We start from the raw sequence: 25,933 nt of genomic DNA, 5'->3' as shown, positions 1-25,933 counted from the left end.
TTTCAGGTGAGGGTGGGACCACGAGATGTCGGGGCCGTACAGCACTAAGGATGTCGCGGCCGTACAGCACTAAGCGTACCCGTTGCGGCCTGGCCGTGTCCTGCGCCAGCTCAAACGCTCGTTGACTGCCCGGCTTGCGCGGCGGCGTTCCGCTCGGCCTTGGACACCGGCACGACAGGCGCGGCCGGTCGCCCACCCACATTGGAGCAGACCAGCCCCGCCGCGATGGCGGCGATCCCCGCCGCATGCCAGGCATGCAGGCGCTCGTGCAGCAGCAGGGCCGACAGCACGACGCCGAACACGGGGATCAGATGAATGCTCAGGCCAGCACGCGCGGGCCCGAAGTGCTGCACGGCCTTGCCGTAAAGCAGGTAGGCGCCCACGGACGGGAACAAGCCGACGTAGACCAGGGCCCCGACGCTGGCCGGCGTCCAGTGTGTGCTGGCGCCCCCCGCCTGCTCAGCCACCCAGAAGGGCAGCAACACCACGATCGCGATGACGATCTGGATGGCGGTAAGACCTATGCGGTCAAGCTCGGGCGGTAGTTGCCTTAGCCACAAGGTGTAGAACGAGAAGCAGACCATCGCCACCAGCAGGATGGCGTCACCCGGGACCAGGGTCACCTGCCGCCATTGCGTCCATTGCCCTTGCAGCACCAGCGTCAACACCCCGGCGAAAGACAGGACCAGCCCCACGGCTTGCCCGGCGCTCAGCCGCTGCCGATAGAAGATCGCGCCCGCCGACACGATCAGCAGGGGAATCAGGGAATTCAGCAGCAGGCCGTTGCTGGCGGTGGTCGTGTGCAGACCGACGTATACCAGCGAGCTGAACGCCGCCACGCCCGTCACTCCCGTACCCAGCAGCAGCCAGCGATGCGCCAGATACCGGCCGGCGTCGCGCCGCATGCCGCGCCAGGCGAACGGCAACAGGCAGACCAGGGCGATCACCCAGCGGCCCAGCGCCAGGGTCATCGGCGGCATCGCGTCGCGCATGGCCCGGCCAGCGATGAAATTGCCCGCCCAGAACAAGGGCGGCAAGAGCAAGGCGGCCCAGGGCAGCAGGCGCATGGCCAGGGCAGTCGAGGAAGAGGCGGATTTGGACATGGGGGTCAGCAGCAGGAATCCGCCATTGTCCAATATCCCGCCCTCTGAATGAAACGGTGTGAAACAGCAGGGCGGTCTGACCATATGTAACCGTCAGGCACACGGATTGCTCTACGGTTCCCGCTGCGGAGCATCTGCATCACCCGGCGGCCCATGCGTGCCAGACGGCGCCGCCGGCGAATTAACACAGGGGGTTTTAAGGTACGCTCAATCAACTTTCCAAGCGGAGGGATAGCCATGACTGAACAAGCACAAGATCGCATGAACCGCGATGACAGCTCCTCCCGCATTTCTACCGGCAATGAAGGTCTGGACGACATCCTGGCCGGCGGTCTCGACCGGGACCGCATGTATTTGTACGAAGGCAATCCGGGCACGGGAAAAACGACCATCGCCATGCAGTTTCTGCTGGAAGGCGCGCGCCTGGGCGAAAAGGTGCTGTATATCGCCCTGTCCGAAACGCGTCACGAAATCAGCCTGGTCGCGGAAAGGCACGGCTGGAACCTGGACGGCATCGAGATTTTCGAACTGATACCGTCGGAGACCACGCTGGACCCTGAACGTGAGCTGACGGTGCTTTATCCCGCCGAGGTCGAACTCAACGAGACGACCAAGCTGATCCTCGACAGGGTCGATGCCATCAATCCGACCCGAGTCGTGCTCGACAGTCTGTCGGAGCTGCGCATGCTGGCGCAGACGCCGCTGCGCTATCGCCGCCAGGTGCTGGCCTTGAAACATTTCTTCGCCAAGCGCAAATGCACGTTCATCCTGCTCGATGACCTGTCGACCGACTCGATCGACCTGCAGCTGCATTCGATTTCGCACGGCGTGGTGTCGCTTGAACAACTGGCCATCGACTATGGCGCCCAGCGCCGGCGCGTGCGGGTGGTCAAGATGCGCGGCATCGAATTTCGTGGCGGCTATCACGACTTCACCATCAAGAAAGGCGGCCTGGCCATCTATCCCAGGCTGATCGCGGCGGAACATCATGCTGAATTTCCGCGGGATCTCACGGCCACCGGCAACCCGCAGCTCGACCAGCTGCTGGGTGGGGGACTGGAGCGCGGCACCAATGCCCTGCTGATCGGCTCGGCCGGTGTCGGCAAGTCGTCAATTGCGCTGTCCTATGCCCTGGCCGCGGCGAAACGCGGCGAGCATGCGGTGGTGTTCGCCTTCGATGAAGGGCTGGGGACGCTTCAGACCCGTGCCGCCAGTCTGGGCATGAATATCCAGCCTGCATTGGACAGTGGACACTTGCGCATCCAGCAGATCGATCCGGCAGAAATGTCGCCTGGCGAGTTCGCGGCCATCGTGCGCAAGTGCGTGGATGACGATGGCGCGCGCGTCATCGTCATCGACAGCCTGAACGGCTACTTGAATGCCATGCCTGACGGCCGTTTCCTGGTTCTGCAGATGCACGAGTTGCTGACCTATCTGGGCCAGCAGGGGGTCAATACGATCCTGGTGCTCGCTCAGCATGGCCTTGCCGGGCCGATGGAGACGCCGCTGGACATCAGTTATCTGAGTGACAGCGTCATCATGCTGCGTTATTTCGAGCACGCGGGCACCGTGCGGCGCGCGCTGTCGGTGCTCAAGAAACGCAGTGGTCTGCATGAACACACTATCCGTGAATTCCAGTTGACGTCACGCGGCGTCGAAGTGGGGCCGCCCCTCAGCGAGTTCAGCGGCGTGTTCTCGGGTACGCCCCAATATACTGGCAAGGCGCTTCCTGCCATGCCGAATGGTGAACATGCCCCTGACTGACGCTAACGAGGCACGTGTCCTCGTCCACGCTCCCATAGGCAGGGATGGTCCTGCCACTGCCAGCGTGTTGCGGCGCGCGGGGCTGGATGTCCAGGTCTGCGCCAGCATCGACGAAGTATTGGCGCGCGCGGACGAGGGCGTGTCCACCCTGTGCGTGGCTGAGGAAGGCCTCTTCGGAGAACATCTGCAGGCCATGGCGGCGTGGGTCGCCTGCCAGCCTGCGTGGTCGGACGTGCCTTTCGTCGTCCTGACCAGCCATCTGCGGCAACCTGCCGTGGAGGTCTGGCGCCAGAAGATGTTGGCGGCCTTGCGCAACGTCTCCTTGCTGGAACGGCCTGTACACGGGATCACGCTGACCAGTACCGTGCAGACGGCCGTGCGCGCGCGGGCCCGCCAATATGAAATCCGCGCGCTGTTGCATGCGCGGGAAAGCGCCGCCGCGGCGCTGGAAGGTATCGTACTGGCCCGCACGCAGGAACTCGAAGCAGCGAATGACGCCCTGCGCAAGCAGATGAAGGAACGCGCGCTGGTGGAGGAGTCCCTGCGCCATGCCCAGAAAATGGAGGCCCTGGGCCAGCTCACCGGCGGCGTCGCCCACGACTTCAACAATCTGTTGATGGTGATCTCGGGCGGGTTGCAGATGTTCGACCGGCAGCCCGACCAGGCACGCCGCGACCGTTTGCTGGGCGCCATGCGCCAGGCCGTGGAGCGCGGCGCGGCCCTGACGCGTCAGTTGCTCACGTTCTCGCGGCACCAATCCCTGCAGGCGGAGCCGGTCGACCTGCTCCGGCAGATCCACGGCATGCGGGATATGCTCGACCGCAGTCTCAGTGGCGACATACACGTGGAGTTGCGGCTGCCTCTTTCACTATGGCCTGTCGAGGTCGACGCCAACGAGCTTGAACTGGTGATTTTGAATCTTGCCGTTAACGCGCGCGATGCGATGCCGGGCGGCGGGACCATCGAGATTCGCGGCGAGAACGTCGCGGATTGGGCCGAGGGCGATCTGAAGGGCGACTTCGTCAGCCTGTCCGTCGTCGATTCGGGCACCGGCATGACGGACGAGGTCAAGGCTCGCGTCTTCGAGCCTTTCTTCACCACCAAGGACGTGGGCAAAGGCTCGGGGCTGGGACTCGCCCAGGCCTATGGGTTCGCGCGCCAGTCCGGTGGCGATGTGCGGATCTTCAGCGAGGTGGGGCAGGGCACCGAGGTGCGCCTGCTGCTGCCGCGTTGTCTCAAGCCTCTGGTGACTCAGGTGTCCATGGACACGGCGGCTGTCGCTGCGGCAGGCACCGATGCCCATGTGCTGCTGGTGGAGGACGACGATGAAGTCGCTGCCCTGGTCAGCGACATGCTCACCCAGCTTGGCTTTGGCAGCACGCGCGTCGCCAGTCCCGCTGCCGCGCTGGGCGCCTTGGCGGACGGTCGCCAGATCGACGTGGTGTTTTCCGACATCATGATGCCCGGCGGCATGAGCGGCCTGATGCTGGCGCGCGAGCTGCGGACACGGCGCAGCGATCTGCCCATCGTGTTGACCACGGGTTACATGGGCCAGGAGGCCCGAGCCGCGGAGACCCAAGGCATCCCGGTGCTCGCCAAGCCCTACCGGGCGGATGACCTGAGCGCGGTCCTGCACGCAGCGCTGGCGCAGGGCAGGGGTGACACTTTGTGATCGGCATTGCTGCGATGCAGCAAGTCCGATCTAATGGAGCAGTTCAAGCACGCCACCGGCAGGTTGACCGTGAAGCGAAATAAATCGACCGCGCTATTCTTTTCAGCTGTACGCAAGATGGCGCGCTTGCAGCGCACGGCCTGGCAGCTGGCGCCCCATGCTCTGTTCAACGAGATGATGGGCCAGCCCGCGGGCCGCAAGGCAGCGGCAAAAAAGGCGCCCAAGGTCGTCAAGCGCGCCAAAGCCCCGGCGACGGGTAAAGCACCGACGGGCACCGATACGGGCACGGACTTCGACGCGGCGACCTTCGCCGGCGTTTGGAAATCACGCATCTATCGAACCCCGGCCATGCCTGGTGTCTGGCCGGTACGCCTGTCCTACTTCGTCTACGTCCCGCCCGGCCTGCGCAAGGGCAGCCCCGTGCTCATCATGTTGCACGGGTGCGAGCAGACCGCCAGGGACTTCGCCGTCGGCACGCGGTTGCATCGTCTGGCGGATCGCGAGGGCTTCCTGCTGGTCTATCCTCAGCAATCGCGGCGCGGCCAGCAGAATCGCTGCTGGCACTGGTACCAGCCCGACTCCGCCCATGGCTATGCGGAAGCCGACGCCATCGCCGGCATCGCCGCGTCCGCGGTGAAGGATTATCACGGGGACCCGTCACGCGTGTACATCGCCGGCTTGTCCGCGGGCGCCGGCATGGCCGCGCTGGCTGCCTTGCGCCATCCGGATACATTCGCTGCCCTGGGCATGCATTCCGGCGGCGTGCTGGGTAACGCGCACAACGCCGGACAAGGTTTGCGCGTGATGCGGCACGGCGCGTCGCTCGCGCCGCAACAGGCCCTGGCGGACCTGGTCGGGGATGTCGAGGCATTTCCCGGCATGCCAGCCATCATCGTGCAGGGCGACCGCGATGTCGTCGTCGACAAGCGCAATGGGCAGCAGTTATTCGAGCAGATGGCGTGGCTCAATCATATCGACGTCGCCGCCGGCGATGTCATCGATGCCGCGCCTTTGCCGCGGCCGATCGGCGCCGGTAGCGCGCGCCACTATATGCGCATCGACGCGACCGAGCGCGACCCTGCTGCCAGGGCCGGCAAGAGTCCTGCCGCCGGGCCCTGCGTAAGCTTGTGCATCGTGCCGGGGTTGGGCCATGCCTGGAGCGGCGGCGATGGCGCTATCCGCTTCCACGCCGAGCAAGGCCCCGATGCCTCCGCCTTGATGTGGCAATTCTTCAAGACCCGCAAGCGCCAGGGGCCCGGGGCCGCTTAGCGGCCCGCGGCGCCCTTGCTTGCGGGGTCAGGTTCAGAAGCGCCAGCGCGCCAGCATCGTGGCGCTGTGCTCGCGGCTGCCGTTGCTGAACTGGCCCGCGTAGTTCAAACCCAAGGTGGCGTTGCGGCCCACAGCCACGTCGGCTCCCAGCTCGGCCAGGGCGGCGTCACGGGCGATGGGGACGCCGGCGACCGTGAAGGCCTGCCCGGCATCGAAGGACAACTTGCTCTTGCTCTCCACGTCGCCGAAAGCATGGCGCCATCCCAGGCCGGCGTAAACGCGCGCTTCGCGGCCGCGGACATCGAAGCGTTGCGTGGCGCGCAGGCCCAAGGTGGTCTGCGTCTGCGAGTCGTTGCTGGCTTCACCGTTCAGCGCGGCGGGGCCGCCGCTTTCGCTGAAGGCCCTTGTGTGCAGATGACTCCACGCGACACCGGCATACGGCTCCAGCGTAGTCCTGGGCGCCAGATTCCAGCTATAGGACGCCTCGGAGAAGACCTGCGCGGTGTTCGCGCCATACGTCGCCCGCAGGGGCTCCGCCTGGCTGTCCGCGTAGCGCCGCGTTGAGATGTCGTGGTACGTGTAGCCCGCGCCCATCATCACGTTCCATGCGCCCGGTCCGGCGGCGTAGGACTTGCCGCCATAGATCAGCGCGCTGTAGCTGCTCACGTCGGACTGCGAATCGCGGTCGTCGACGCGCGCGCGGGTGTCGGTGAAGCCGAACGCACCACCGAGCCGCCATCCCGCGCCTACCGCCTGATCACCCCCGACGAAAACGCCGCCGGTATGCTGGCGTAACTTCGCCGTGTTGGCGTTGCCATCGTAAGTCTGCCAGTTGCCGATTACCTGGGCCCAGGCGGGCAGCGCGGCGGACGAGGGCAAGGTGCCGGCCGGCTGGCCGATATCGGACGCGCCCAATTGCGCGGTCGGCTGGCCGGCCCGTGGCGGGGCTTGCAGATTCGCGCGCAGCTTGTCGAGCGGCACCGCGCGCACCTGGCCGGCGCTGGCCGCCAGCGTGTTGGTGACGCTGCTGTAGGCTTCGCCCGACAGGCTGTCGAAGGCCGCCGCCGGGGCGCCATTGGGCAGGCTTTCAACATACTGGCGCACCGCGTGGCCCTGCGGCAGGCTCTCCACCGCGTTCGCCAGCGCGCGCTGGTTGCTGGTGGCGGCGCCGCTCACGAAGGCACGTGCCTGCACCAGATTCATGGTCACGTCTTGCGTGCCATAGGCCAGGGTGGGATCGAGGAAAGCGTAGTTGGAGGCCACACTGTCGAACCTGCCATCCAGGGCCTGGGCGCTGAGAATGGTGTATTGCAGGTTGGGCGTGAAATTCCCGTCGGGCCCCACGTGCAGCACGGATCCCGCAAGATGCGCGGTGCCGTTCACGATGACGCGGTCGCTCACCGCCGTGCCGGGTTGGGCCTGTACGCGGTAGCTGGATCCTTGCTGGAAGGTGAGATCGCCATTGACGGTCAAGGTGCCGATGCTGTTGGCGGCGTTGCCGGGCGCCAGCGTCGCGCCGTTGGCTAGCGTGGTGGCGCCTACCGTGCCGGTACCCGCCAAGGTGGAGCCGCTGCTCAGCGCGATCGAGCCGCTGGCGCTGCCGTTCACCGTCAAGACTGCGTTGCTGACCTGCACGGCGCTTGCCAGCGCGCCGTTGACCGTCAGGCTTCCGCCCTCCACGGCGGTGGTGCCGGTGTATGTGTTGGCGCCACCCAGCACGACATCGCCCGCCAGCACGCTGACCCGGCCATTGCCGGTGATGCGTCCGTTGTAGTCGAAGGTGTCAGCGATGTTGATGATGAACTGACCGTCACCCTTGCCGAAACGGATTTCCGGGGTGTCCAAGGTGCCGCTGGCGATGGGCGCGCGGCCCGCAGCCGCGCCCAGCACGAGCAGGCCGGTCGATCCCGCGTTATTGGCGATCTGGATCACGGGGGCCGATACGGCGCCGCCGCGGTCGACGGTCATCAGGCCATCACCGAGACGGCCGACGTTGAGGTCTCCTGTGGTGGTCCATTTCGATCCGGCGCCGGTCACGGTCAACTCCCCGTACGCACCGGCCAGATCGCCCAGTATGCCTTGCAGGCTGCTCAGTTGGCCGCCATTGCCGAGGATCACGGTACCGCGCGCGCCCGCGTTATGGCCGACGAAGAAGTCGCCGCTGTTGTTCCACGTCGAGCCCGCGCCGTCGATGAAGGCGAGGCTGGTCGAACCACGCTCGGTCGCCACGTAGCCATCGGTGCTGGTGAGTCTGCCGCCGTCCAGGATGGTCAGTATGCCCTGGCCCAAGTTGCCGTCATAGAACACACCGTCGTTGAGCCAGGCCGTGCCGGCGCCACCGATGACGACATTGCCCGTGCCTGTGCTTTCGTGGCCGATCAAGGCGCCCTTGGACGTGATCGTGGCGCCTCCGGAAAGCACCACCGTCCCGCTGCCCTGATGGCCTACGCTCAAGCGCTGGCTCGAGGCCAGGATCGTATCCTTGTCTTGCAGTCTGATCGTGCCGGACGAGCCGACGGTGTCACCCAGCCAGACCTGGCCCGTCGTTGCCGCGCCGCCCCGCATGATCTCCAGCGTGCCCTTGCCGCCGGTGGCCGTATCGGAGACGTCGCCGCCCAGCCGCAGGGCGCTGGTGCCGGTATCCAGTCTGGCGTTCAGGCCATCTATGTTGATCGTGCCCGTGCCGGTGTCGCCGCGGCCGACGACGACGCCGGACGGCGCCGAAAGCAGTCCGCCAGACGAGATGTTGATATTGCCGGTGCCGCGCGCGCCGGCGTACAACACGTCTACGGAGCTGAAGCGTGAACCCGTGCCGGAAATACTGAGCGTGCCGCTGGCACCTGCCGATTGGCCGAGCACGGTCTGGCCGAACGTGCCTGCCTTGGATCCGCTGACGACGGAAAGCTGGCCGCTGCCGACGCGTGCGATAGTCAGGTCATCCGTCATCTGCCACACGGCGCCCGCTTCCAGCGTTGCCAAGCCAGCGGAGCCCGCGACGCTGCCAAGAACCGTCACGCCGCTGGAGACACGGGTCGTCGCGCCATTGGCGTTCAGGATGCCCAGTCCGACATTGCCGAGCGTAAACGCGTCCGCTTCGAGCGATGCACCGTTGGTCAGCGTGAAGGTGCCCATGCTGGTGGGCCCATCGCCTGCGGCGATAAGCGTGCCGGTGCTGGTGAGCTTGCCGCCGTCCTTGAGTTCGACCAGCGCATTGCCATAGCTGCCGATATTGCCGAAGCCGTTGACGGTGACCGTCGCACCCGCGTTGACCGTCAGCGTGCCGCTGATGGCAGCCGTATTGCCCAGCACCAGGGTGTTGACGTTGAGCGCGGCATTCGAACTCGCGTCCAGGACCAGAGCGGCATAATTGCCGGCGCCCAGGTACACACTGTCAGCAGAGCGGGCATCGGTGATGTGGACCTCACCTTGATTCATCACCGCCATGTCGCCGGCGACTGGAAATGATCCCGCGCCAGAGGGAACCCAGCTGCTGTCGGTCCAGTTGCCGGTGGCGCCTGCCCAATCGTATCGGTCCGCCCGGGACGGGCCGGGAAAGCAGATCAGGCCGGCGGAAATCAGCGCGGCAGCGAGAGGACGCGCGCGCAGCGCTCCCATTCCCCGGCGCGAGACGCCGGCGGCAATCGTGAAGTCCATGTTTTCCCCGAAACCCGGCAACATTTTGAGCGAATTCTGATGATGGTATCAGATTGATTCAAAATTCAACGTTGTTTCTCCGCAATGTGGAGAGATGTTGAAGGCGTGAGGCCGGTATGGCCGCCGGGTAAGATGGGCGCTCTTTTTGTTGGGGAATGGCGCGATGCAGGTGTTGGTGGACGCGGACGCATGTCCGGTCGTGGTCAAGGAAATGCTGTTCAGAGTCGCCCGGCGCGTCGAGGTGTGCGTGACGCTGGTGGCGAACCAGTATTTGCGGACGCCACCATCGCCTTTCATCAAGTCGGTGCAGGTGCCGGCGGGCTTCGACGTGGCCGATGCGCGCATCGTCGAGATGGCCGAGGCCGGCGACCTGATCATCACCGCCGATATTCCCCTGGCCGCCGCCGGCCTCGACAAAGGCGCCCATGTGCTGGATCCACGGGGCAACTGGTTCACGCGCGAGAATATCCAGGAACGCCTGACCATGCGCGACGTGATGGATCAACTGCGCAGCGCGGGGGTGGAAACGGGCGGTCCGTCGTCCTATTCACAGCAGGACAGCCGCGCCTTCGCCGGGCAGCTGGACCGCTTCATGGCGCGGCACGCGAAGCGGCCAGGCCCGGGCTAGTGCGCCCCGGGCTAGACGCGCCCTGGTCTACGCGCCCCGATCTACGCGCCCCCGTCCGAACCCGCTCAATCCATCTTGTGGAACAGCGCCTGCCCGTGTTCCCGCAATAGCCCGACCAGCTTCTCCGCCGCCGGCGACAGGCTGACATCCTTGGGATAGGTCAGGCCGAAGTTGCGCACCAGCGTGGTCGCCGGCAGCGCGATCTCGCGCAGGCGCCCGCGGCTGGCCTGGATGGTGCGGCGCGACACGAAGCTGAGCAGATGCGTATCGGCGATCACGCGCGGAATCAGCGGGACCGAATTGGTTTCGATCTGCGCCAGTGGCGCGGCCAGGCCGCGCGCCTGGAACACCTGGTCCAGCCACAAGCGGCTGGCCACGCTGATATTCGGCAAGACCCAGCGATAGCGCGCCAACTGCTCCAGGGTCACCCCTTTGCGCGTGCGCAGAATGGGATGGCCCGCACCGGCCGCCACCACGACGATGTCTTCCAGCAGCGTGTCGTAGACGAACTCGGCATCGTCGAGGTCCGGCACGAAACCCAGCACCAGATCCAGGTTGCCGTCGCGCAGTTCGACGCGCGATTCGTAATTCATCCTGATCAACAGCTTGAGCTGCACGTCGGGCGCTTCCTGCAGCAGCAGTTGCGAAATGGCGGGCAGCAGATACTCCGCGCCCAGGGGCCCGCAGCCCAGCCGCACGATGCCGGCCGTGCCTTGCCCCAATGCCGCCACTTCATCGCGGACGGCGTCGGCCGCATTGAGCAGCGGCGTGGCCCGGGCCAGCAGGGCGGCGCCCGCCGCGCTCAGCCGCTGGCCGCGGCCCACGCGCTCGAACAGCCGAGCGCCCACGGACGCTTCCAGGCGCGTGATGGCCTTGATCAAGGCGGGCTGGGAGCGATGGACGGCATCGGCCGCCCGGCGCGTATTGCCGGCTTGGGCGAGGGCGACGAAATACTTCAGGTCACGCAGATCCATGAGTCTCTGATATCCAAAAGGATTCAATTGATCAAAATTTTACAGTGGACCTGATCAATCTTCGAGGCCGACAATGCTTCCATGCTGTTGCGTGCGCCATCGCCCGGGAGGCCCGGCCACGCAAGACCGCCATGACGGGACAGCCACAGAACAATGACATCGAGTTGGAGACGACATCTTGACCTCAACGCCCAAGGCCCTGGCGGGCCGCCTGCCGACCTTCACCCTGGCCGCGCGTGCCCTGGCCTGCGCCGCCGCGCTGTGCCTGACCAATATGGCCAATGTGGCCCACGCGGAGGAGCGCTATCCGACGCGTCCCATCACCCTCGTCGTGCCCTTCGCGCCCGGTGGCAACATCGACACGACGGCCCGCATCATTTCCGCGGAGCTGGGCCGCCAGCTGGGCCAGTCCGTGGTGGTGGAGAACCGCGCCGGCGCGGGCGGCGTAATCGGCGCGACCTATGTGGCGCGCGCCAAGCCCGACGGCTACACCTTGCTGCTGGGCAATTCCGGCCCCAACGCGGTGGCCAACGCCGTCAGCAAGCGCGTGCCCTACGACGGCGTCACCAGCTTCACGCCGATTGCCGCCATCACTACCAACCCGTCGGTGCTGACGGTGGCGACCAAGGTCCCCGCGGCGGATTTCAAGTCTTTCCAGCAGTACGCGCACGGCCGCGAGCAAGGTGTCACCGTAGGCATCGCCGGCTATGGCTCGTACACGCACCTGGTGGCCGCGCTGATCAATGACAAGGGCGCACTGAAGGCGACCATCGTGCCGTACAAAGGCACCGGGCCCGCGGCGACGGACCTGATGGGGCAGCAGCTGGATGCCATGGTCGACCAGATCACCACGGCGGCGCCGCTGGTGCGCGACGGCCGCGTCAAGGCGGTCGCGCAGCTGGGTGACAAGCGCTCGCCGCTGTTGCCTGACGTGCCCACGATGGCGGAGCAGGGGCATCCCGAGCTGACCGCCATCATCTACACCGGCCTGTTCGGCCCCGCCGGCATGCCCGCCGACGTCACGGCCAGGCTGGCCCAGGCCATGGACAAGGTGCGCCAGGATGCGGGCGTGCGGCAGCGTTTCCAGGAGGTCGGCGCCGACGTGTCGACGCTGACCGCCGCGCAGTTCCCCGACTATGTGCGCGCCGAAGCGCAACGCTGGGCCACGGCCGCGCAGCAGGCCCACGTTTCGGTGGACGATTGAACACCGCGATGCCGAACGTGTCTGCTCCTACCGATGCCGATGGCTGGCCCGTCAGCGACTGCCATATCCATATCAATGATCCGGCTTATCCCTACGCGGCGGACGCGGATCTGCATCCACCGCCCGCTACGGTGGCCACCTATCGCCCGCTGCGCGCGGCGCTGAATATCGCGCGTGTCGTGGTGGTGCAGCCGTCCAGCTACGGCCTGGACAACCGCTGCACCCTGGATGCCGTCCGCCAGTTCGGCCAGGAAGGCGTCGATGCCCGCGCGGTCGTGGTGATTGCCGCGGACACCGACGAGGCCGAGTTGAATCGCCTGCATCAGGCCGGCGCGCGCGGCGTGCGCTTCAATCTGCTGCGGCCCACGCCGGTGTCGGCGCAAGCACTGACCCAGGTCGCCCATCGCATCGCCGCATTGGGATGGCATCTTCAGCTGCATGCGAGCGCCGCCACCATCGCCACCCTGGAGCCGGCACTGCTGGACCTGCCCGTGCCACTGGTGCTGGATCATATGGGACGCCTGCCGCTCGAAGGTTGGCAGACGCATCCCGCCATGAAGACCATGGCCACGTTGCTGGAACGCGACCGCGCATGGGTCAAGCTGTCCGGCCTGGAGCTGGACGGTGACGTGGACGCGCCGGCCTACCGCCCGCAGGCCGTGCTGGCGCGCCATCTGGTCGATATCGCCCCGGACCGCATGGTGTGGGGCTCGAACTGGCCGCATCCCGCCACCGCCTGCCGCGGCGAACCCATGCCAGACGACACGGCGCTGCTGCGCTGGCTGGACACCGTGGCGCCCAACGCGCTGCTGCGCCAGGCCATCCTGTGGGACAACGCCGCCCGGCTCTATGGTTTCGAGCGCCGCCTGCCCGGACTGGAGCAGGGCGGCGCCGCCCCTCATGTCATCACCCGAGACTCGCACTCATGACCCATACCGTTTTCGTCACCGCCCCCAAGCTCGCGCAAGCCGGCGTGGACCTGCTGCAAGCCGCGGGCGCGCGCGTGATCTACCTGCCTGATGCCGACGACGTCCAGGCCGTGCGCGCCATCATGGCCAGCGAGCCCGTGGATGCGGTCATTTCCCGCACCGTGGCGCTGGATGCCCAGGCCATCGCCGCCTGCCCGACCTTGAAGGTCGTGTCCAAGCACGGTGTCGGCGTGAGCAATATCGATGTGGCGGCCTGCACCGAGCGTGGCATTCCGGTTTATATGACACCGGGCGCCAATGCGCAGTCCGTCGCGGAAATGACCCTGGGCCTGCTGTTCGCCGCGGCGCGCCGCATCAACTGGATGGATGGCGAGCTGCGGGCCGGCCGCTGGTCGCGCGCGCAGGATGGCCTTGAGCTGCAGGGACGCGCGCTGGGCCTGGTGGGCTTCGGCCAGATCGGCCAAAGAGTGGCGCGGGTGTGCCAGGCCCTGGGCATGCGCGTGCATGCCTACGACCCCGCCTTGCGTGGAGGCGCCAGCCCGGTGCCCGAGGTCAAGGTATGGGACACCCTGGACGAGATGCTGCCGCACTGCAATGTGCTCAGCCTGCACGTGCCTTTGAACGCGCATACGCGTAATCTGCTGGATGGCGCGCGTCTGGCGCGTCTGCCCAAGGGCGCCATCCTGCTGAACACCGCGCGCGGCGAGGTGGTCGACGAGGCGGCGCTGATCGCGTCTTTGCAGAGCGGCCATCTTTATGCGGCCGGGCTCGACACCATGGCCGTCGAGCCGCTGCCGGCCGGCAGTCCGCTGACGCAACTGCGCAATATCGTCCTGACGCCGCACGTCGGTGGGTCGACGCCGGCTGCATTGGCGGGCATGGCGGCTGGCGCCGCGCGCAATGTGCTGGGCTGGTTGCGCGGCGAACCCGCCGATCCGGCCGCCTGCGTGAACGCCGCGGTGCTGGCGCAGGAGTCACGAGCATGAATCGCAGGCGCGCCTGAAAAACGCATCTGAAAAGCACGCCTTACAAGAACGCCTTACAAACACGAACTACCAGCATCCATCACCCGTACTGATCACATGGAATACAGGAGCGCATCATGACGACGGCTACATCGCAACCTTCCTGGCCTGCCGGCTACCGCATCAATCCGCGCGTGGCCGGCCCGGCGGCCGATATCGTGCAAGGTTTCCAGGGCTTGCCGGCGGCCGCCGTCGGCGACGCCATGAGCCGCAACACCGGCACCTTGGGTCTGCGGCAATACCACGCCAAATTGGATACGACGATCTGCGGACCGGCCTTTACCGTGCGGGTCCGGCCTGGTGACAACCTGATGATCCACAAGGCCTTGATGATGGTGGAGCCCGGCGACGTACTGGTCATCGATGGCGGCGCCGATGTGACGCAGGCCTTGGTTGGCGGCCTGATGCGCACCACCTGCGTGGCGCGCAAGATCGCGGGCCTGGTCATCGATGGCGCGGTGCGGGACCTGGTCGAATGGGCCGAGGATGGCATGCCCATCTGGGCACGGGGCCATACGCATCGGGGCCCGACCAAGGACGGCCCGGGCGAGATCAACGTGCCGATCAGCTGCGCGGGGCTGGCGGTGCTGCCGGGCGATCTGATCGTCGCCGATGCCGATGGCGTGGTTGCCATCCGGGCTGACGAAGCAGCCGACATCCTGGCGCGCACCCGCGCGCATCTGGAAAAAGAAGCGAAGATCCGCGAAACCAATCGAACCGGCACCGCGGACCCCGAACGCTTCGACGCGGTATTGCGGGCCAAGGGCCTGCCCGTATAGGCGAGTATCGTTCCACCGCCGGGAAGCCTTGCGGCGACAGGGCTCCTGGCATCAATCAGTACCCACTATAAAAATCAGGAGACATGCACATGGATCGACGTCAGCTTCTACACGCCGCGCTAGCGGCCGCGCTCGTCCCGACGGTGGCACGGGCGCAGTCCGCCGATTGGCCTAAATCCCCCATCAAGCTTGTCGTGCCTTTTCCGCCGGGTGGCGGCACCGATACGGTGTCGCGTCTGGTCGCGGAGAAGCTGACCGTGCTGGACAAATGGCAGGTCATCGTCGACAACCGGCCAGGCGCGGCGGGCAATATCGGGCTGGACCTGGTAGCCAAGGCGCGCCCTGACGGATACACGTTGGCCATGGCGCAGACGTCGAATATGGCGATCAACCCGGCCCTGTATGCCAGCATGCCCTTCGATCCCTTGAAGGATCTGACGCCCATCGTGGAAGTGTGCGCGCAGCCGGTGGTTTTAGTGGTGCGTAACGAATCGCCGTTCAAGAGTCTGGGGGATCTGGTCCAGGCCGCCAAACGCGAGCCGGGCAAGTACACGGTGGCCCAGGCGGGCCTGGGCACGGTCGGCCATCTTGCCGGTGAAATGCTGGTGCGGGCGGCCGGCATCGACATGATGCAGGTGCCGTACAAGGGCGCGGGGCCGGCCATGACGGACCTGCTGGGCGGGCAGGTGGACACCTACTTCGGCAGCGCGGCGTCGGTGATGCCGCAGTTGCAGGCCAAAAAAATACGCAGCCTGGGCGTGACGTCCACCCGGCGTTTGCCGGGGCTGCCCGATGTGCCCACGGTGGCCGAGCAGGGCTACCCGGACTTCGAGGCCACGACCTGGCTGGGCCTGGTGGGTCCGGCCGGCCTGCCGGCGAGCGTGGTGGCGGCGGTGAATACCGCGGTCAATGCCGTGGTCGCGCGCCAGGAGGTGCAGGACCGCTTGCTGGCGGAAGGCAACCAGCCGCTAGGTGGCACCGCGCAGGCCTTTGCGCAGGTGATCCAGCGCGAGCATGCCAAGTGGGGCAAGCTGATACGCGACGCCAAGATCAAGGTCGAATGAGCCGCTCGCGCGCTGCGTTGCCGGCTGCAAGCACCATCGCAGACACCGCGGAGCCGGGTCCCCCGGTCCGCCGGTGTCGCCCCCTTGAGGGGGACGCGCGTAGCGCGTGGGGGAGGGCCTTCCTTCCGGTCCGCTGGTGTCGCCCCCTGGGGGGCCCGCGCAAGCGGGTACGGGGGGCCACTTCCTCACGCCCGCAGGCGCGCTTCCTGCAAATCCAGTCCCTTGACCATCTCGCGCGCCATCTCGTCCGACAGCGTGCCCTGGCGCGCCATGCGATAAAGCTCGCTGCGCGACGCCACCAGCGCGGCCAGGCGCATCTGGCGTTCGATCTCCTGTTGCCGCTTGATCTCTTCCGGCTCCACGTCCGGATCCAGGCCGCCCACGGCGCGCTGTTGCAGGCTGGACATCAGGCGGTTGGCGATCTCCGTATATACGGCCGGGTCGGCATCGGGATTCTTGATGGTCATGTCATGCGCCGCGGCCTCGATGCCTTTCACCGCGGCATCGCGCGCCGCCGCGCTGGCCAGGTCTTCCTGGCGATGGTGTTCCGCTTCTTCCGGCACGTTCAGCCCGCGCAGCAGGCGCGGCAGGCCGACGCTGGCGGTGATCAGCGAAACGATGATGACCGTGGCGGCCAGGAAGATGGCCAGATCGCGTGCCGGGAACGGCTCGCCGTTGTCCATCACGAAGGGCAGCGTCAGCACACCCGCCAGCGTGATCGCGCCGCGCACGCCCGCCAGCGACACGGCCAGCATCAGACGGATGCTGGGTTCGGGAGCGCGCGTGCCGCGGCGCGCGGCGATGCGGCGGCCGATGGCCAGCGATATCCACACCCAGCTGAAGCGCAACACGGCCAGCGCCACGTTGATCGCCACCGCGTAGACCAGCAGCCACCACGGGTTCAAATGCCCCGTGTCCATCACCACGCTGACCGCGCCCTTGAAGATGGCCGGTAGTTGCTCACCCAGCAGCACGAACATGATGCCGTTCAGCGTGAACTGCAGCATATTCCACACGGCGTTGCGCTGGATACGCGTGATGGCCATGGCCTTGCCGGACAATTCCACGTAGCTCATGGCCACGCCGGCGGACACGGCGGCAAGAATGCCGGACCCGCCGATGTGTTCGGCCAGTTCATAGGCGCCGAAGGGGATGATCAGGCTCAAGAGGATTTCCGAGCCCGGTTCCTCGCCGAAGTTGCGCGTGAACAAGTTCTTGGCCGCGGTGACCAGTATGGTGAAAATGGCGCCGGTCGCCAGGCCGCCGATGGCCACCCACAGGAAAGACAGGGCCGCCGATCCCAGCGAAAAACTGCCCGATACCGCCGCCACGACGGCGAAGCGGAAAGCGACCAGGCCGCTGGCGTCGTTCAGCAGCGACTCGCCTTCCAGGACGTGCATGATGCGCTTGGGGATGGCAACGCGCTGCGTGATGGCCGACACCGCCACGGGGTCGGTCGGCGAGACGATGGCCGCCAGGGCGAAGGCCACCGGCAAGGGCATGGCCGGGATCATCCAGTGGATCAGGTAGCCGACGCCCAACACGGTGATGAAGACCAGGCCGAAGGCCAGCTCCAGGATGGAGTATTTGTCGCGCAGCACGCCTTCCTTGGGAATGCGCCAGCCGTCGAGGAACAGCAAGGGTGGCAGGAACAGCAGGAAGAACACTTCCGGGTCGAGCTGCACACCGTGATTCGAAAAGCTGGAGATCAGCGCGCCGAGGGCAATCTGCACCAGCGGCAGGGGCACCGCCACTGGTAAGACCCGGACCACCATCCCGCTGACCAACACGGCGGCAAACATCGCCAAGGTGATCCCTATTGCTTCCATTACGCGCTTCCTTCTACAGGCTAAAGTTTTTTTCCGGGGGGTAGTTTCTCACGATATGGCGATTGCCTTTCCCGCGAGCGTGACGGGAAAGGCACATCCTGTCGATAACGGGCGGCTAGTCGGCCCCCGTGTGCGGCTGACGGGCGTCAGTTGCTGCTGGCCCGCCAGGCGCCTTCGGCGTTCTTGCAGAACAGGAATTGCCAGTGCTCCTTGGCCGATTGCTGCGTGACCTCGGCCGACATCAGGCGGCACATGCCTTCGCGCGAGGTCTGGCTGGGTGTCAATGCGACGGACACCGGTCCTCCCTTGCCACGCCTGGTCTGGCTGGTCCACGTGGTGACCGTGCCGTCAGGCGAGTCGTTCAACGCTTGTCCGACCGCTTTTTCGAATTGCGGCCATTCCTGCTTGGGGATCTTGGCGACGATGCTGTTGTTCATGAACGCCACGGGTGCGGCGTGGGCAGCTTGCCCGCCTGCCAGTGCGAGAGCGAGTGAGAAAACCACACGGGAGATGCGCATTGAAAGCTCCTTGAGCAGATAGCGGAAAGAGGGCGGTTCGAAGGGTACTCAGTCGTCGGCGCTGGCGCCAGGTCATAAAACGTTACGAAAAAAAGGATGAGCTACAGGTCTTCGAAAACGAACGATTATGTCAAGATTGCCGCAATTTTGTGTCATACGTCGTATTTAATTTGACGCAACAAGTTTGCGCTTGGTTTACGTCGGTTGCTTGGGTGGACGCTGTCCTGCCGTTCCAGCGCCGCGGGTGTAGCGACACATCGCGTCCAGGTGTCGTTGGGCCGACTGCTTTTTCCGGTGATCTCCTTGGGAGTGATGCAATGGAATGGCTTTTCGACACACTGCGTAAATACCCAGAACTCGCGATCTTCCTCACGCTGGGGGTGGGCTACTGGATCGGCGCCAAGAAATTCAAGGGCTTCAGCCTGGGCGCGGTCACCGGCACCTTGCTGGTGGGGGTCCTGGTTGGCCAGCTCAACATCCAGATCGCGCCTGTCGTCAAACAGGTCTTCTTCCTGCTATTCCTCTTCGGCCTGGGCTACGGCGTAGGGCCGCAATTCTTCCGCGGCATGAAAAGCGATGGCTTGCCGCAAGTGATCTTCGCGGTGGTGCTGTGCGTCATTTGCCTGCTGGCCAGTTGGGGCACGGCCGTGGCGTTCGGCTTCGACGCCGGCACCGGCGCGGGACTGCTCGCAGGCGCGCAGACCATTTCCGCCGTGATGGGCGTAGCCACGGACACCATCAACGGCCTGACCCACATCGATGACGCAACGCGCAAGCGCTGGATCGACAGCATCCCCGTCGCGTATGCGGTCTGCTATATCTTCGGCACCATCGGCAGCGCCTGGCTGCTGGCCAGCGTCGGCCCCAAGCTGATGCGGGTCGATCTGGTGAAGGTGTGCAAGGAGTACGAGGCGCAGATGTCCGGCGGACAGGATTCGCTGGAGCTGTCCGGTTATCGCAAGTTCATCGCGCGGGTCTACCGCCTGGACCAGGCCGACCTGATAGGCAGGACGGTGGCCGACCTGGAGGCCCGCTTCGTCGATGCGCGCGTGTTCGTCGAACGCATCCGCCGCGCTGACGGTGTCGTGGATGCCATGCCCACCACCGTTCTTCAGGCCGGTGACGTGCTGGGCGTGGCGGGTCGCCATGACGCGCTGGTGTTGCAGGCTGCGGGCATAATCGGCCCGGAAGTGGAGGATCATGAACTGATCAACCTCCCCGCCGAGTTGATCGAAGTGGTCCTCACCAACAAGAATCTGGCCGGCAAGACCCTGAAGGAAATCGCGGCCATGCCCGAGGCGTCCCTGGGCCGCGGGGTGTTCCTGCGCAAGGTCGTGCGGGGCGGCCACGAGATGCCCGTCAACTGGGGGCTGAAGCTGGATCGCGGCGACCATCTGTTCATCGTCGGCGCCAAGCGCGACGTCGAACGGGTCGTCGACAAGCTGGGCTACGCGGACCGGCAGACCGACCAGACGGACATGGTGTTCGTCGGGTTCGGCATCGTCATCGGCGGCCTGCTGGGTTCGCTGGTGCTGACCGTGGCCGGCATCCCCGTGACCTTGTCGACGTCCGGCGGGTCCCTGATCGCGGGGCTGGTGTTCGGTTATCTGCGTTCCGTGCATCCCACGTTCGGACGCGTGCCGGAGCCGGTGCACTGGTTCCTGACGTCGGTGGGCCTGACCACCTTCGTCGCCGTGGTGGGCATCGCTTCCGGGCCCGGCTTCGTGCAGGGCTTCCAGCAGCTGGGCTTCAAGCTGTTCCTGGCGGGCATCGTGGCCACGTCCGTGCCCATGTTGATCGGCGTGCCGCTGGCCCGCTACGTCTTCAAGTTCCACCCGGCCATCGCGCTGGGTGTCTGCGCCGGCGCGCGCACCACCACCGCGGCCATCGGCCAGATCACGGAAACCGCCAAGAGCCAGGTCCCGGCGCTGGGCTACACCATTCCCTATGCGATCGGCAACACGCTGCTGATCATCTGGGGCATCGTCATCGTCCTGTTGATGGCCTAGCAAGGCCGGCATTACCTCGAATTTTTTGGAGACGTCATGACCGCGCATGCGAAATCCTCCCTGAAGCCCGTCCGCACCGACCTGGCATCGGCCCTCAAGACCACGCGTTCACGCCAGAAGGAGATGGAGCAGCTATCGCCCTTCGAACTCAAGGACTTCCTGATCAACCTGGCGCGCGATCGCCAGAAGACGTCCACCGCGATCATGCTCAACGCGGGGCGGGGCAATCCCAACTGGATCGCCACCGAACCGCGCGAAGCGTTTTTCCTGCTGGGCCACTTCGCCATGGGCGAGGCGCGCCGCGTCTACGATCACGACATCATGGCGGGCATGCCGGAAAAGCCCGGTATCGCCCAGCGCCTGCGCGACTTCCTGCTGGAAAACAAGAACGCGCCGGGCGCCGATTTCCTTGGCGGCGTCTACCAGTACGGCGTCAAGAAGAAGGGCTTCGATCCGGACTCCTGGATACACGAGCTGGTCGATTCCATCATCGGCGACAACTATCCGGTGCCCGACCGCATGCTGGTGCACGCCGAGCAGGTGGTGCACGATTACCTGATGAAGGAGATGTGCGACGGCCGGCCGCCCAAGGGCAAGTTCGACCTGTTCGCCGTCGAGGGCGGCACCGCCGCCATGTGCTACATCTTCGACACGCTGCAGCAGAACGGACTGCTGAAGAAGGGCGACAAGATCGCGTTGTTCCTGCCCACGTTCACGCCCTACATCGAGATTTCGCACCTGGAACGTTTCCAGTTCGACATCGTGGCGATCAATGCCAGCAGCGTGCGCGCGGACGGCACGCATGACTGGCACTATCCGGCGGAGGAGATCGCCAAGCTGGCGGATCCCAAGATCAAGCTGGCGGTGACGGTCAATCCCAGCAATCCGCCGTCGGTGGCCTTCAATCCCCTGGAGATGAGCCAGATCGTCAACATCATCAAGAAGAATCCCGACCTGATCCTGGTCACCGATGATGTCTATGGCACCTTCGTGCCGAACTTCCGTTCGCTGATGGCGGAGGTGCCCGCCAATACGATCTGCGTGTATTCCTTCTCGAAGAACTTCGGCTGCACCGGCTGGCGCCTGGGCGTGATTGCCATCCACGAAGACAACCGCATGGATCAGCGTATCGCCAATCTGCCGGGCAAGGAGCGCAAGCGCCTGCACCAGCGCTACGGCGCCCTGACCCTGGAGCCGGAAAAGCTCAAACTGATCGACCGCATGGTGGCCGACAGCCGCGATGTGGCCTTGAATCACACGGCGGGGCTGTCGCTGCCGCAGCAGGTGCAGATGGTGATGTTCGCCTTGTCCCACTTGCTGGACTTGAAGGACAGCTACAAGCATCTGACGATGAAGATCGTGCAGGACCGCCGCGATGCGCTTTGGCGCGGGCTCGGCATCCCGCTGCCGCCGGAGGACAAGCAACGCGCGTGGTATTACGTCGAGCTGGACTTCATGGTGTGGGCGCGTAATTCCTACGGCGACAAGTTCTGCGACTACATGCGCAAGAACTACGAGCCGGTGGACTTCCTGTTCCGGCTGGCGGAGAAATCCGGCGTGGTGTTGATGGATGGCGGTGGCTTCGGGGGGCCGCCCTGGTCGATACGGGTGTCCCTGGCCAATCTGAACGAGGCGGACTACGCCAGCATCGGGCAGGCCATGGTGGAGGCGGCCAAGGAATACGTCGCTGCCTGGCAGGCCGGCGAGAAGGTGCATTCCGGTCCGCGTGGCGTGGTCCCGCAATTGGGCGTGGGCGCGCAGCCGGCGCCGGCCGATCGCAAGGTGGCGTCGAACATCGCGGCGCCGGAGCCCGTGGCGGCGGCGGGCGGGAAGAAGGGCAAGAAGGCGGCCCGGGCCGAGCAGGTCTGGGCGGCGGAGGCGGCGACGCCTGCTCCGGCGGAGGGCGCAGCCAGGAAGGCAGCGAAAAAGGCCGTGAAGAAGGCGGCGAAGAAGGCGGCGAAGGAGGCTTCCGAGACAGCTGTGAAGAAGGCTTCCAAGAAAGCTCCGAAGACGGCCGCCAAGAAAGCTGCCAAGAAAGCTTCCAAGAAGGCAACCTAGCCCTCCACCGAGTACCCCGCCATGACGTGTTCGATCGGTTTCTTCCGCGATGTCCCGATCGCACTGCTGTTCGTCACGGTCGGCCTGGGTTTCCTGGCCGGCCGGTTGCGGGCAGGGCCCATCCAGCTGGGCGGCGTCTGCGGGACCCTGATCGCCGCCCTGCTATTGGGCCAGACCGGCTGCAACGTGGGGGGCGATACCAAGGACGTCGCGTTTGCCCTGTTCATCTTCGCGATGGGGTATGCGGGCGGTCCGCAGTTCTTCGCCAATCTCAATCGTTCCAGCCTGCGCTACATCGCCTTGCCCTTGATCGAGGCCATCCTGGTATTGGTGATCGTGCTGGTGGCGACGCGGCTGCTGCATCTGGACGCGGGCACGGCCGCAGGCCTGGCCGCCGGCGCCGCCACGGAATCGGCGGTGGTGGGCACGGCGGCCGAGGCGCTCAGGCATCTGAACCTGTCCGACGCGGATCAGCTGCGCCTGCAATCAAATATCGCCACCGCGTATACGCTGACGTATCTGATCGGCTTGATCAGCATCGTCTTCTTCACCAGCGCGCTGGCGCCGGTCCTGCTGGGGATAGACCTGCGCAAGGCGGCACGCGAGCTGGAGGAAGAGCTGGACGTGATGCCTGCCGCCGAGCAGGTCGACCAGCCCGTCATGCCGCGCCTGGTGGGCCGTGCGCATCTGGTGCGCGAGGCGGCCGGCAAGACCATCGCCGAGGTGGAACAGGCGCTGGGCGGCCGGTCGGCCATCAGCAAGCTGCTGCGCGATAACACCGCCGTGTCGCTGGATCCGGCCGAGGCGCTGCGGGCCGGGGACATCGTGGTGTTGCTGGCGGTGCGTGACTACGCGGTCCGCGGGACGTCGCTGATCGGGCCGGAGATGCAGTTGACGGAGGAGCAGAGCCAGGCTGACGACTTGCGCCTGTCCACGCGCACCGTGGTGGTCGGTCGCAAGGGCATCAATGGCCGTACCCTGCGGCAAATATCACAACGCCCGTCGGCGAAGGCCGCGCATGGTGTCTTCGTGCAGTCCATCGTGCGGTCCGGCCATGCGCTGCCGGTGGGGCCGTCGACGGTATTGCAGTATGGCGACCTGATCACCTTGGTGGGGCCTGACGCGCGCGTGGCCGCCGCCGCGTCGCGGGTCGGCAATGAATTGCCCACCTCGCAGGGAACGGATCTGGTCTTTTTATGTGTCGGCATCCTGGCTGGCCTGGCGATCGGCGCCCTGGGCGCGCGTATCGGTGGCATCCCCATCTCGCTGGGCAGTGGCGGTGGCGCCCTGGTCAGCGGTCTGGTGTGCGGCTGGTTGAATGCCCGCCGGCCGAGTGTGGGGCATCTGCCCGGCGCGGCGGTGCAACTGCTCAAGGACCTGGGGCTGGCCGTCTTCGTGGCCTGCGTCGGCCTGTCGGCGGGGCCACAAGCCATCGCCCTGATACGCGAGCATGGCGTGGCCTTGCCGCTGATCGGCCTGCTGGTGTCGCTGGGGCCGGCATCCCTGTCGCTATGGGTGGGCCACAAGCTGCTGAAAATCCCTGGCCCCTTGCTGGTGGGGGCGATTGCCGGCCAGCATGTGAGCACCCCTGCCATCAGCGCCATCATGGCCAGCAGCGGCAGCGCGGTGCCGCTGCTGGGCTACACGGTGACGTACGCGGTGGCGAACGTCCTGCTGCCGGTACTGGGTCCGATCATCGTCGTGCTGGCGCATCAGCTGGGCGGTTGATGCCAGCCGCGCCGCCGGCGAGTATCCGGCGCTCGCGATTGCCTGAGCGACTGCCCAGCCTGACGCTACGCTAGCGCTTGACCACCGGCGCCGGCACCCCTTCGATCATGATGTTGACGCAAGCCGGCAGGCCGCAGCCGCGCGCCTGCGCCAATGCGGGTGTGACGGCCTCGGACATCGTCACCAGGCTGCCGTGGCCGCCGAAAGCCTGCGTGACCAGGTCGTAGCGGGTGGGCAGCAGCTCGCAGCCCACCGTGCGGTCGGGACCGTACTCGCGCAACTGGATCTGATACTCCGCGTTCCAGCGGGCGTCATTGCCGACGACGAGAACGAAGGGCAGGCGATAGCGGACGGCGGTATCGATCTCGGCGGCATGGAAGCCGAAGGTGCCATCGCCCAGCACCGCGATGACCGGCGCGCCGGGTCGCGCCAGGCTGGCGGCCACGGCGAAGGGCAAGGCCGCGCCTATGGACCCGGCCACCCCATTGAGCACGCGGTCGGGGGCGTGCAGGATGGCCTGCGCCCACTGGCCGATCTCGCCGCCGTCGGCCACCAGCACCGCGTCGGGATGGCGGTCCAGCATGGCCTGGATGGGCGCCAGGGCCTGGTAGGGATGCAGGCGGCCCGGTTGCCGCGCGACCGCCGTGGCCCAGGCCGCGGGACGGTAGGCGAGGGCGGCGCGCACGTCGGCGGTCCACGCGGCGTGCTCCGTCAAGGCGCCGGCGCTCGCGTCGCGCAGGGCGGCCAGCGCACTGCCATGATCGGCCTGCTCGGTCAGGGTCAGGCGGGCGCCGACCGCACGCCGGCTGCGTTCGAATTCTTCGGTTTCCGCGTCGATCTGCATGAAGGTGCAGTCGGCCGCGATGGCGGGCGCCGTACCGAACTTCAGCGTGAAGTCCAGGCGTTTGCCGAGCAGCAGGATGCAGTCCGCCTGCGCCAGCATTTCGGCGTAGGCGCCCAGGGCGGGATCGGCGACGCCGCGCGGGCTTTGCATGCCGATGACGGGAATGCCGCAAGCCGCCTCCAGAGCGGTCGCCGCCGCCTGGTCCGCGCCGCGCATGGACGCGGGACCGGTCAGGATCAAGGGGCGTTGGGCTTGCGCCAGGGCATGCAGGAAGGCGCGCGCCGATTCCGGGGACAAGGGCAGGGCGTCTGGCGTGATGTCGACGTGTTGTGGCAGCGGCAGCGTGCAGGCGGCCTCCAGCGCGTCGGTCGGCAGGCTCAGGTGCACCGGGCCGGGCCGGCCGGCGCGCGCCAGCCGCAGCGCTTCCAGGATGTCCTGCGGCAGGCTGTCCGCGCTGGCGGCCAGCGTGGCGGCCTTGGTGAGCGGCGCGGCGATATCGGTCTGCCGCATTTCCTGGAATGCGCCCATGCCCAGCTGCGCGTGGGGCGCATGGCCGGACAGCAGAAGCACCGGCGACTCGGCCATGCTGGCGGTATACAGGGCCGCCACTGCGTTGGCGTGGCCGGGGCCGCCGGTCACCAGCGCCACGCCGGGTTCGCCGGTAAGGCGGGCCCAGGCGTCGGCCATGTGGACGGCCGCGGCTTCGTGGCGGGTGTGCAGCAGTTCGATGCCGGCATCCAGGCAGGCATCGAACACCGGCATGATGTGATTGCCGGATAGCGTGAACAAACGTTTGACGCCGGCCGCGACCAGGGTGGCTGCCAGCGCCGCGGCGCCATTACGGGGAACGGTCATGGAACGGTCTCCTGTTTTTACGAAGCA

The 25,933-nt window shown here is 66.3% G+C and carries 18 protein-coding genes; 12 read left to right on the top strand and 6 right to left on the bottom strand.

Going from position 1 to position 25,933, the window contains the following annotated elements; all coding sequences use genetic code 11:
- Positions 1 to 110: 110 nt before the first annotated feature.
- Positions 111 to 1,103: a DMT family transporter gene (locus ASB57_RS14800; protein ID WP_082622015.1), complete on the bottom strand. Its 993-nt coding sequence runs from the start codon at positions 1,101 to 1,103 to the stop codon at positions 111 to 113.
- A 237-nt stretch (positions 1,104 to 1,340) separates the two neighbouring features.
- On the opposite strand from ASB57_RS14800, the gene ASB57_RS14795 reads away from it, so the two are divergent.
- The 3 genes from ASB57_RS14795 (at position 1,341) to ASB57_RS14785 (ending at position 5,808) form a co-directional block, all read left to right on the top strand.
- Positions 1,341 to 2,867, top strand: coding sequence for an ATPase domain-containing protein (locus ASB57_RS14795; RefSeq protein ID WP_057652916.1), 1,527 nt, complete (start codon positions 1,341 to 1,343; stop codon positions 2,865 to 2,867).
- The gene (locus ASB57_RS14790) at positions 2,854 to 4,539 is read left to right on the top strand and encodes an ATP-binding protein (protein WP_082622014.1); all 1,686 of its coding nucleotides are present in this window, start codon (positions 2,854 to 2,856) and stop codon (positions 4,537 to 4,539) included. The genes ASB57_RS14795 and ASB57_RS14790 overlap by 14 nt, the downstream gene beginning before the upstream one ends.
- Positions 4,540 to 4,656: 117 nt before the next feature.
- The gene (locus tag ASB57_RS14785; RefSeq protein ID WP_197425063.1) at positions 4,657 to 5,808 is read left to right on the top strand and encodes a PHB depolymerase family esterase; all 1,152 of its coding nucleotides are present in this window, start codon (positions 4,657 to 4,659) and stop codon (positions 5,806 to 5,808) included.
- Between the two features lie 33 nt (positions 5,809 to 5,841).
- On the opposite strand, the gene ASB57_RS14780 is transcribed toward ASB57_RS14785, so the two are convergent.
- Positions 5,842 to 9,462 (bottom strand): autotransporter domain-containing protein, encoded by a 3,621-nt coding sequence (locus ASB57_RS14780; protein WP_197425061.1) that lies wholly within the window; start codon positions 9,460 to 9,462, stop codon positions 5,842 to 5,844.
- A gap of 163 nt (positions 9,463 to 9,625) precedes the next feature.
- On the opposite strand from ASB57_RS14780, the gene ASB57_RS14775 reads away from it, so the two are divergent.
- Positions 9,626 to 10,090, top strand: coding sequence for a YaiI/YqxD family protein (locus ASB57_RS14775; RefSeq protein ID WP_057652913.1), 465 nt, complete (start codon positions 9,626 to 9,628; stop codon positions 10,088 to 10,090).
- A gap of 65 nt (positions 10,091 to 10,155) precedes the next feature.
- Here the strand turns inward: ASB57_RS14775 and ASB57_RS14770 are convergent, their stop codons facing one another.
- Positions 10,156 to 11,064, bottom strand: a complete 909-nt coding sequence (locus tag ASB57_RS14770) for a LysR family transcriptional regulator (protein ID WP_057652912.1) — start codon at positions 11,062 to 11,064, stop codon at positions 10,156 to 10,158.
- A gap of 178 nt (positions 11,065 to 11,242) precedes the next feature.
- Here ASB57_RS14770 and ASB57_RS14765 point away from each other — a divergent pair, with 178 nt between their 5' ends.
- The 5 genes from ASB57_RS14765 to ASB57_RS14745 all read left to right on the top strand — a co-directional run bounded on the left by ASB57_RS14765 (position 11,243) and on the right by ASB57_RS14745 (position 16,065).
- Positions 11,243 to 12,268, top strand: coding sequence for a tripartite tricarboxylate transporter substrate binding protein (locus ASB57_RS14765; protein ID WP_057652911.1), 1,026 nt, complete (start codon positions 11,243 to 11,245; stop codon positions 12,266 to 12,268).
- A 17-nt stretch (positions 12,269 to 12,285) separates the two neighbouring features.
- A complete protein-coding gene (locus tag ASB57_RS14760) occupies positions 12,286 to 13,197 on the top strand; it encodes an amidohydrolase family protein (RefSeq protein WP_197425059.1) in 912 nt (303 codons plus the stop codon).
- Positions 13,194 to 14,183, top strand: coding sequence for a hydroxyacid dehydrogenase (locus ASB57_RS14755; RefSeq protein ID WP_057652909.1), 990 nt, complete (start codon positions 13,194 to 13,196; stop codon positions 14,181 to 14,183). Before ASB57_RS14760 ends, ASB57_RS14755 begins: the two co-directional genes overlap by 4 nt.
- A gap of 116 nt (positions 14,184 to 14,299) precedes the next feature.
- Positions 14,300 to 15,001, top strand: a complete 702-nt coding sequence (locus tag ASB57_RS14750) for an RraA family protein (protein WP_057652908.1) — start codon at positions 14,300 to 14,302, stop codon at positions 14,999 to 15,001.
- 89 nt (positions 15,002 to 15,090) lie between these two features.
- Positions 15,091 to 16,065: a Bug family tripartite tricarboxylate transporter substrate binding protein gene (locus ASB57_RS14745; protein ID WP_369822863.1), complete on the top strand. Its 975-nt coding sequence runs from the start codon at positions 15,091 to 15,093 to the stop codon at positions 16,063 to 16,065.
- Between the two features lie 185 nt (positions 16,066 to 16,250).
- Here the strand turns inward: ASB57_RS14745 and ASB57_RS14740 are convergent, their stop codons facing one another.
- The gene (locus ASB57_RS14740; protein WP_057652906.1) at positions 16,251 to 17,894 is read right to left on the bottom strand and encodes a Na+/H+ antiporter; all 1,644 of its coding nucleotides are present in this window, start codon (positions 17,892 to 17,894) and stop codon (positions 16,251 to 16,253) included.
- A gap of 146 nt (positions 17,895 to 18,040) precedes the next feature.
- Positions 18,041 to 18,412, bottom strand: coding sequence for a hypothetical protein (locus tag ASB57_RS14735; RefSeq protein WP_156414173.1), 372 nt, complete (start codon positions 18,410 to 18,412; stop codon positions 18,041 to 18,043).
- Between the two features lie 317 nt (positions 18,413 to 18,729).
- Here ASB57_RS14735 and aspT (ASB57_RS14730) point away from each other — a divergent pair, with 317 nt between their 5' ends.
- The 3 genes from aspT (ASB57_RS14730) to aspT (ASB57_RS14720) are packed head-to-tail and all read left to right on the top strand — an operon-like array spanning position 18,730 to position 24,207.
- Entirely contained in the window at positions 18,730 to 20,421 is a 1,692-nt protein-coding gene (aspT, locus tag ASB57_RS14730; RefSeq protein WP_057652904.1) for an aspartate-alanine antiporter, read from the top strand.
- Positions 20,422 to 20,457: 36 nt separating this feature from the next.
- Entirely contained in the window at positions 20,458 to 22,479 is a 2,022-nt protein-coding gene (locus ASB57_RS14725; protein WP_057652903.1) for a bifunctional aspartate transaminase/aspartate 4-decarboxylase, read from the top strand.
- A gap of 21 nt (positions 22,480 to 22,500) precedes the next feature.
- Positions 22,501 to 24,207 (top strand): aspartate-alanine antiporter, encoded by a 1,707-nt coding sequence (gene aspT / locus ASB57_RS14720; RefSeq protein WP_057652902.1) that lies wholly within the window; start codon positions 22,501 to 22,503, stop codon positions 24,205 to 24,207.
- Positions 24,208 to 24,277: 70 nt separating this feature from the next.
- Here the strand turns inward: aspT (ASB57_RS14720) and ASB57_RS14715 are convergent, their stop codons facing one another.
- A complete protein-coding gene (locus tag ASB57_RS14715; protein ID WP_057652901.1) occupies positions 24,278 to 25,906 on the bottom strand; it encodes a thiamine pyrophosphate-binding protein in 1,629 nt (542 codons plus the stop codon).
- Between the last annotated feature and the right edge of the window lie 27 nt (positions 25,907 to 25,933).

The organism is Bordetella sp. N (genome assembly GCF_001433395.1).
Lineage (GTDB): Bacteria > Pseudomonadota > Gammaproteobacteria > Burkholderiales > Burkholderiaceae_B > Bordetella_C.
Note: the sequence above shows the minus strand (reverse complement) of the source record. Positions and strands in the feature narration are given on the sequence as shown.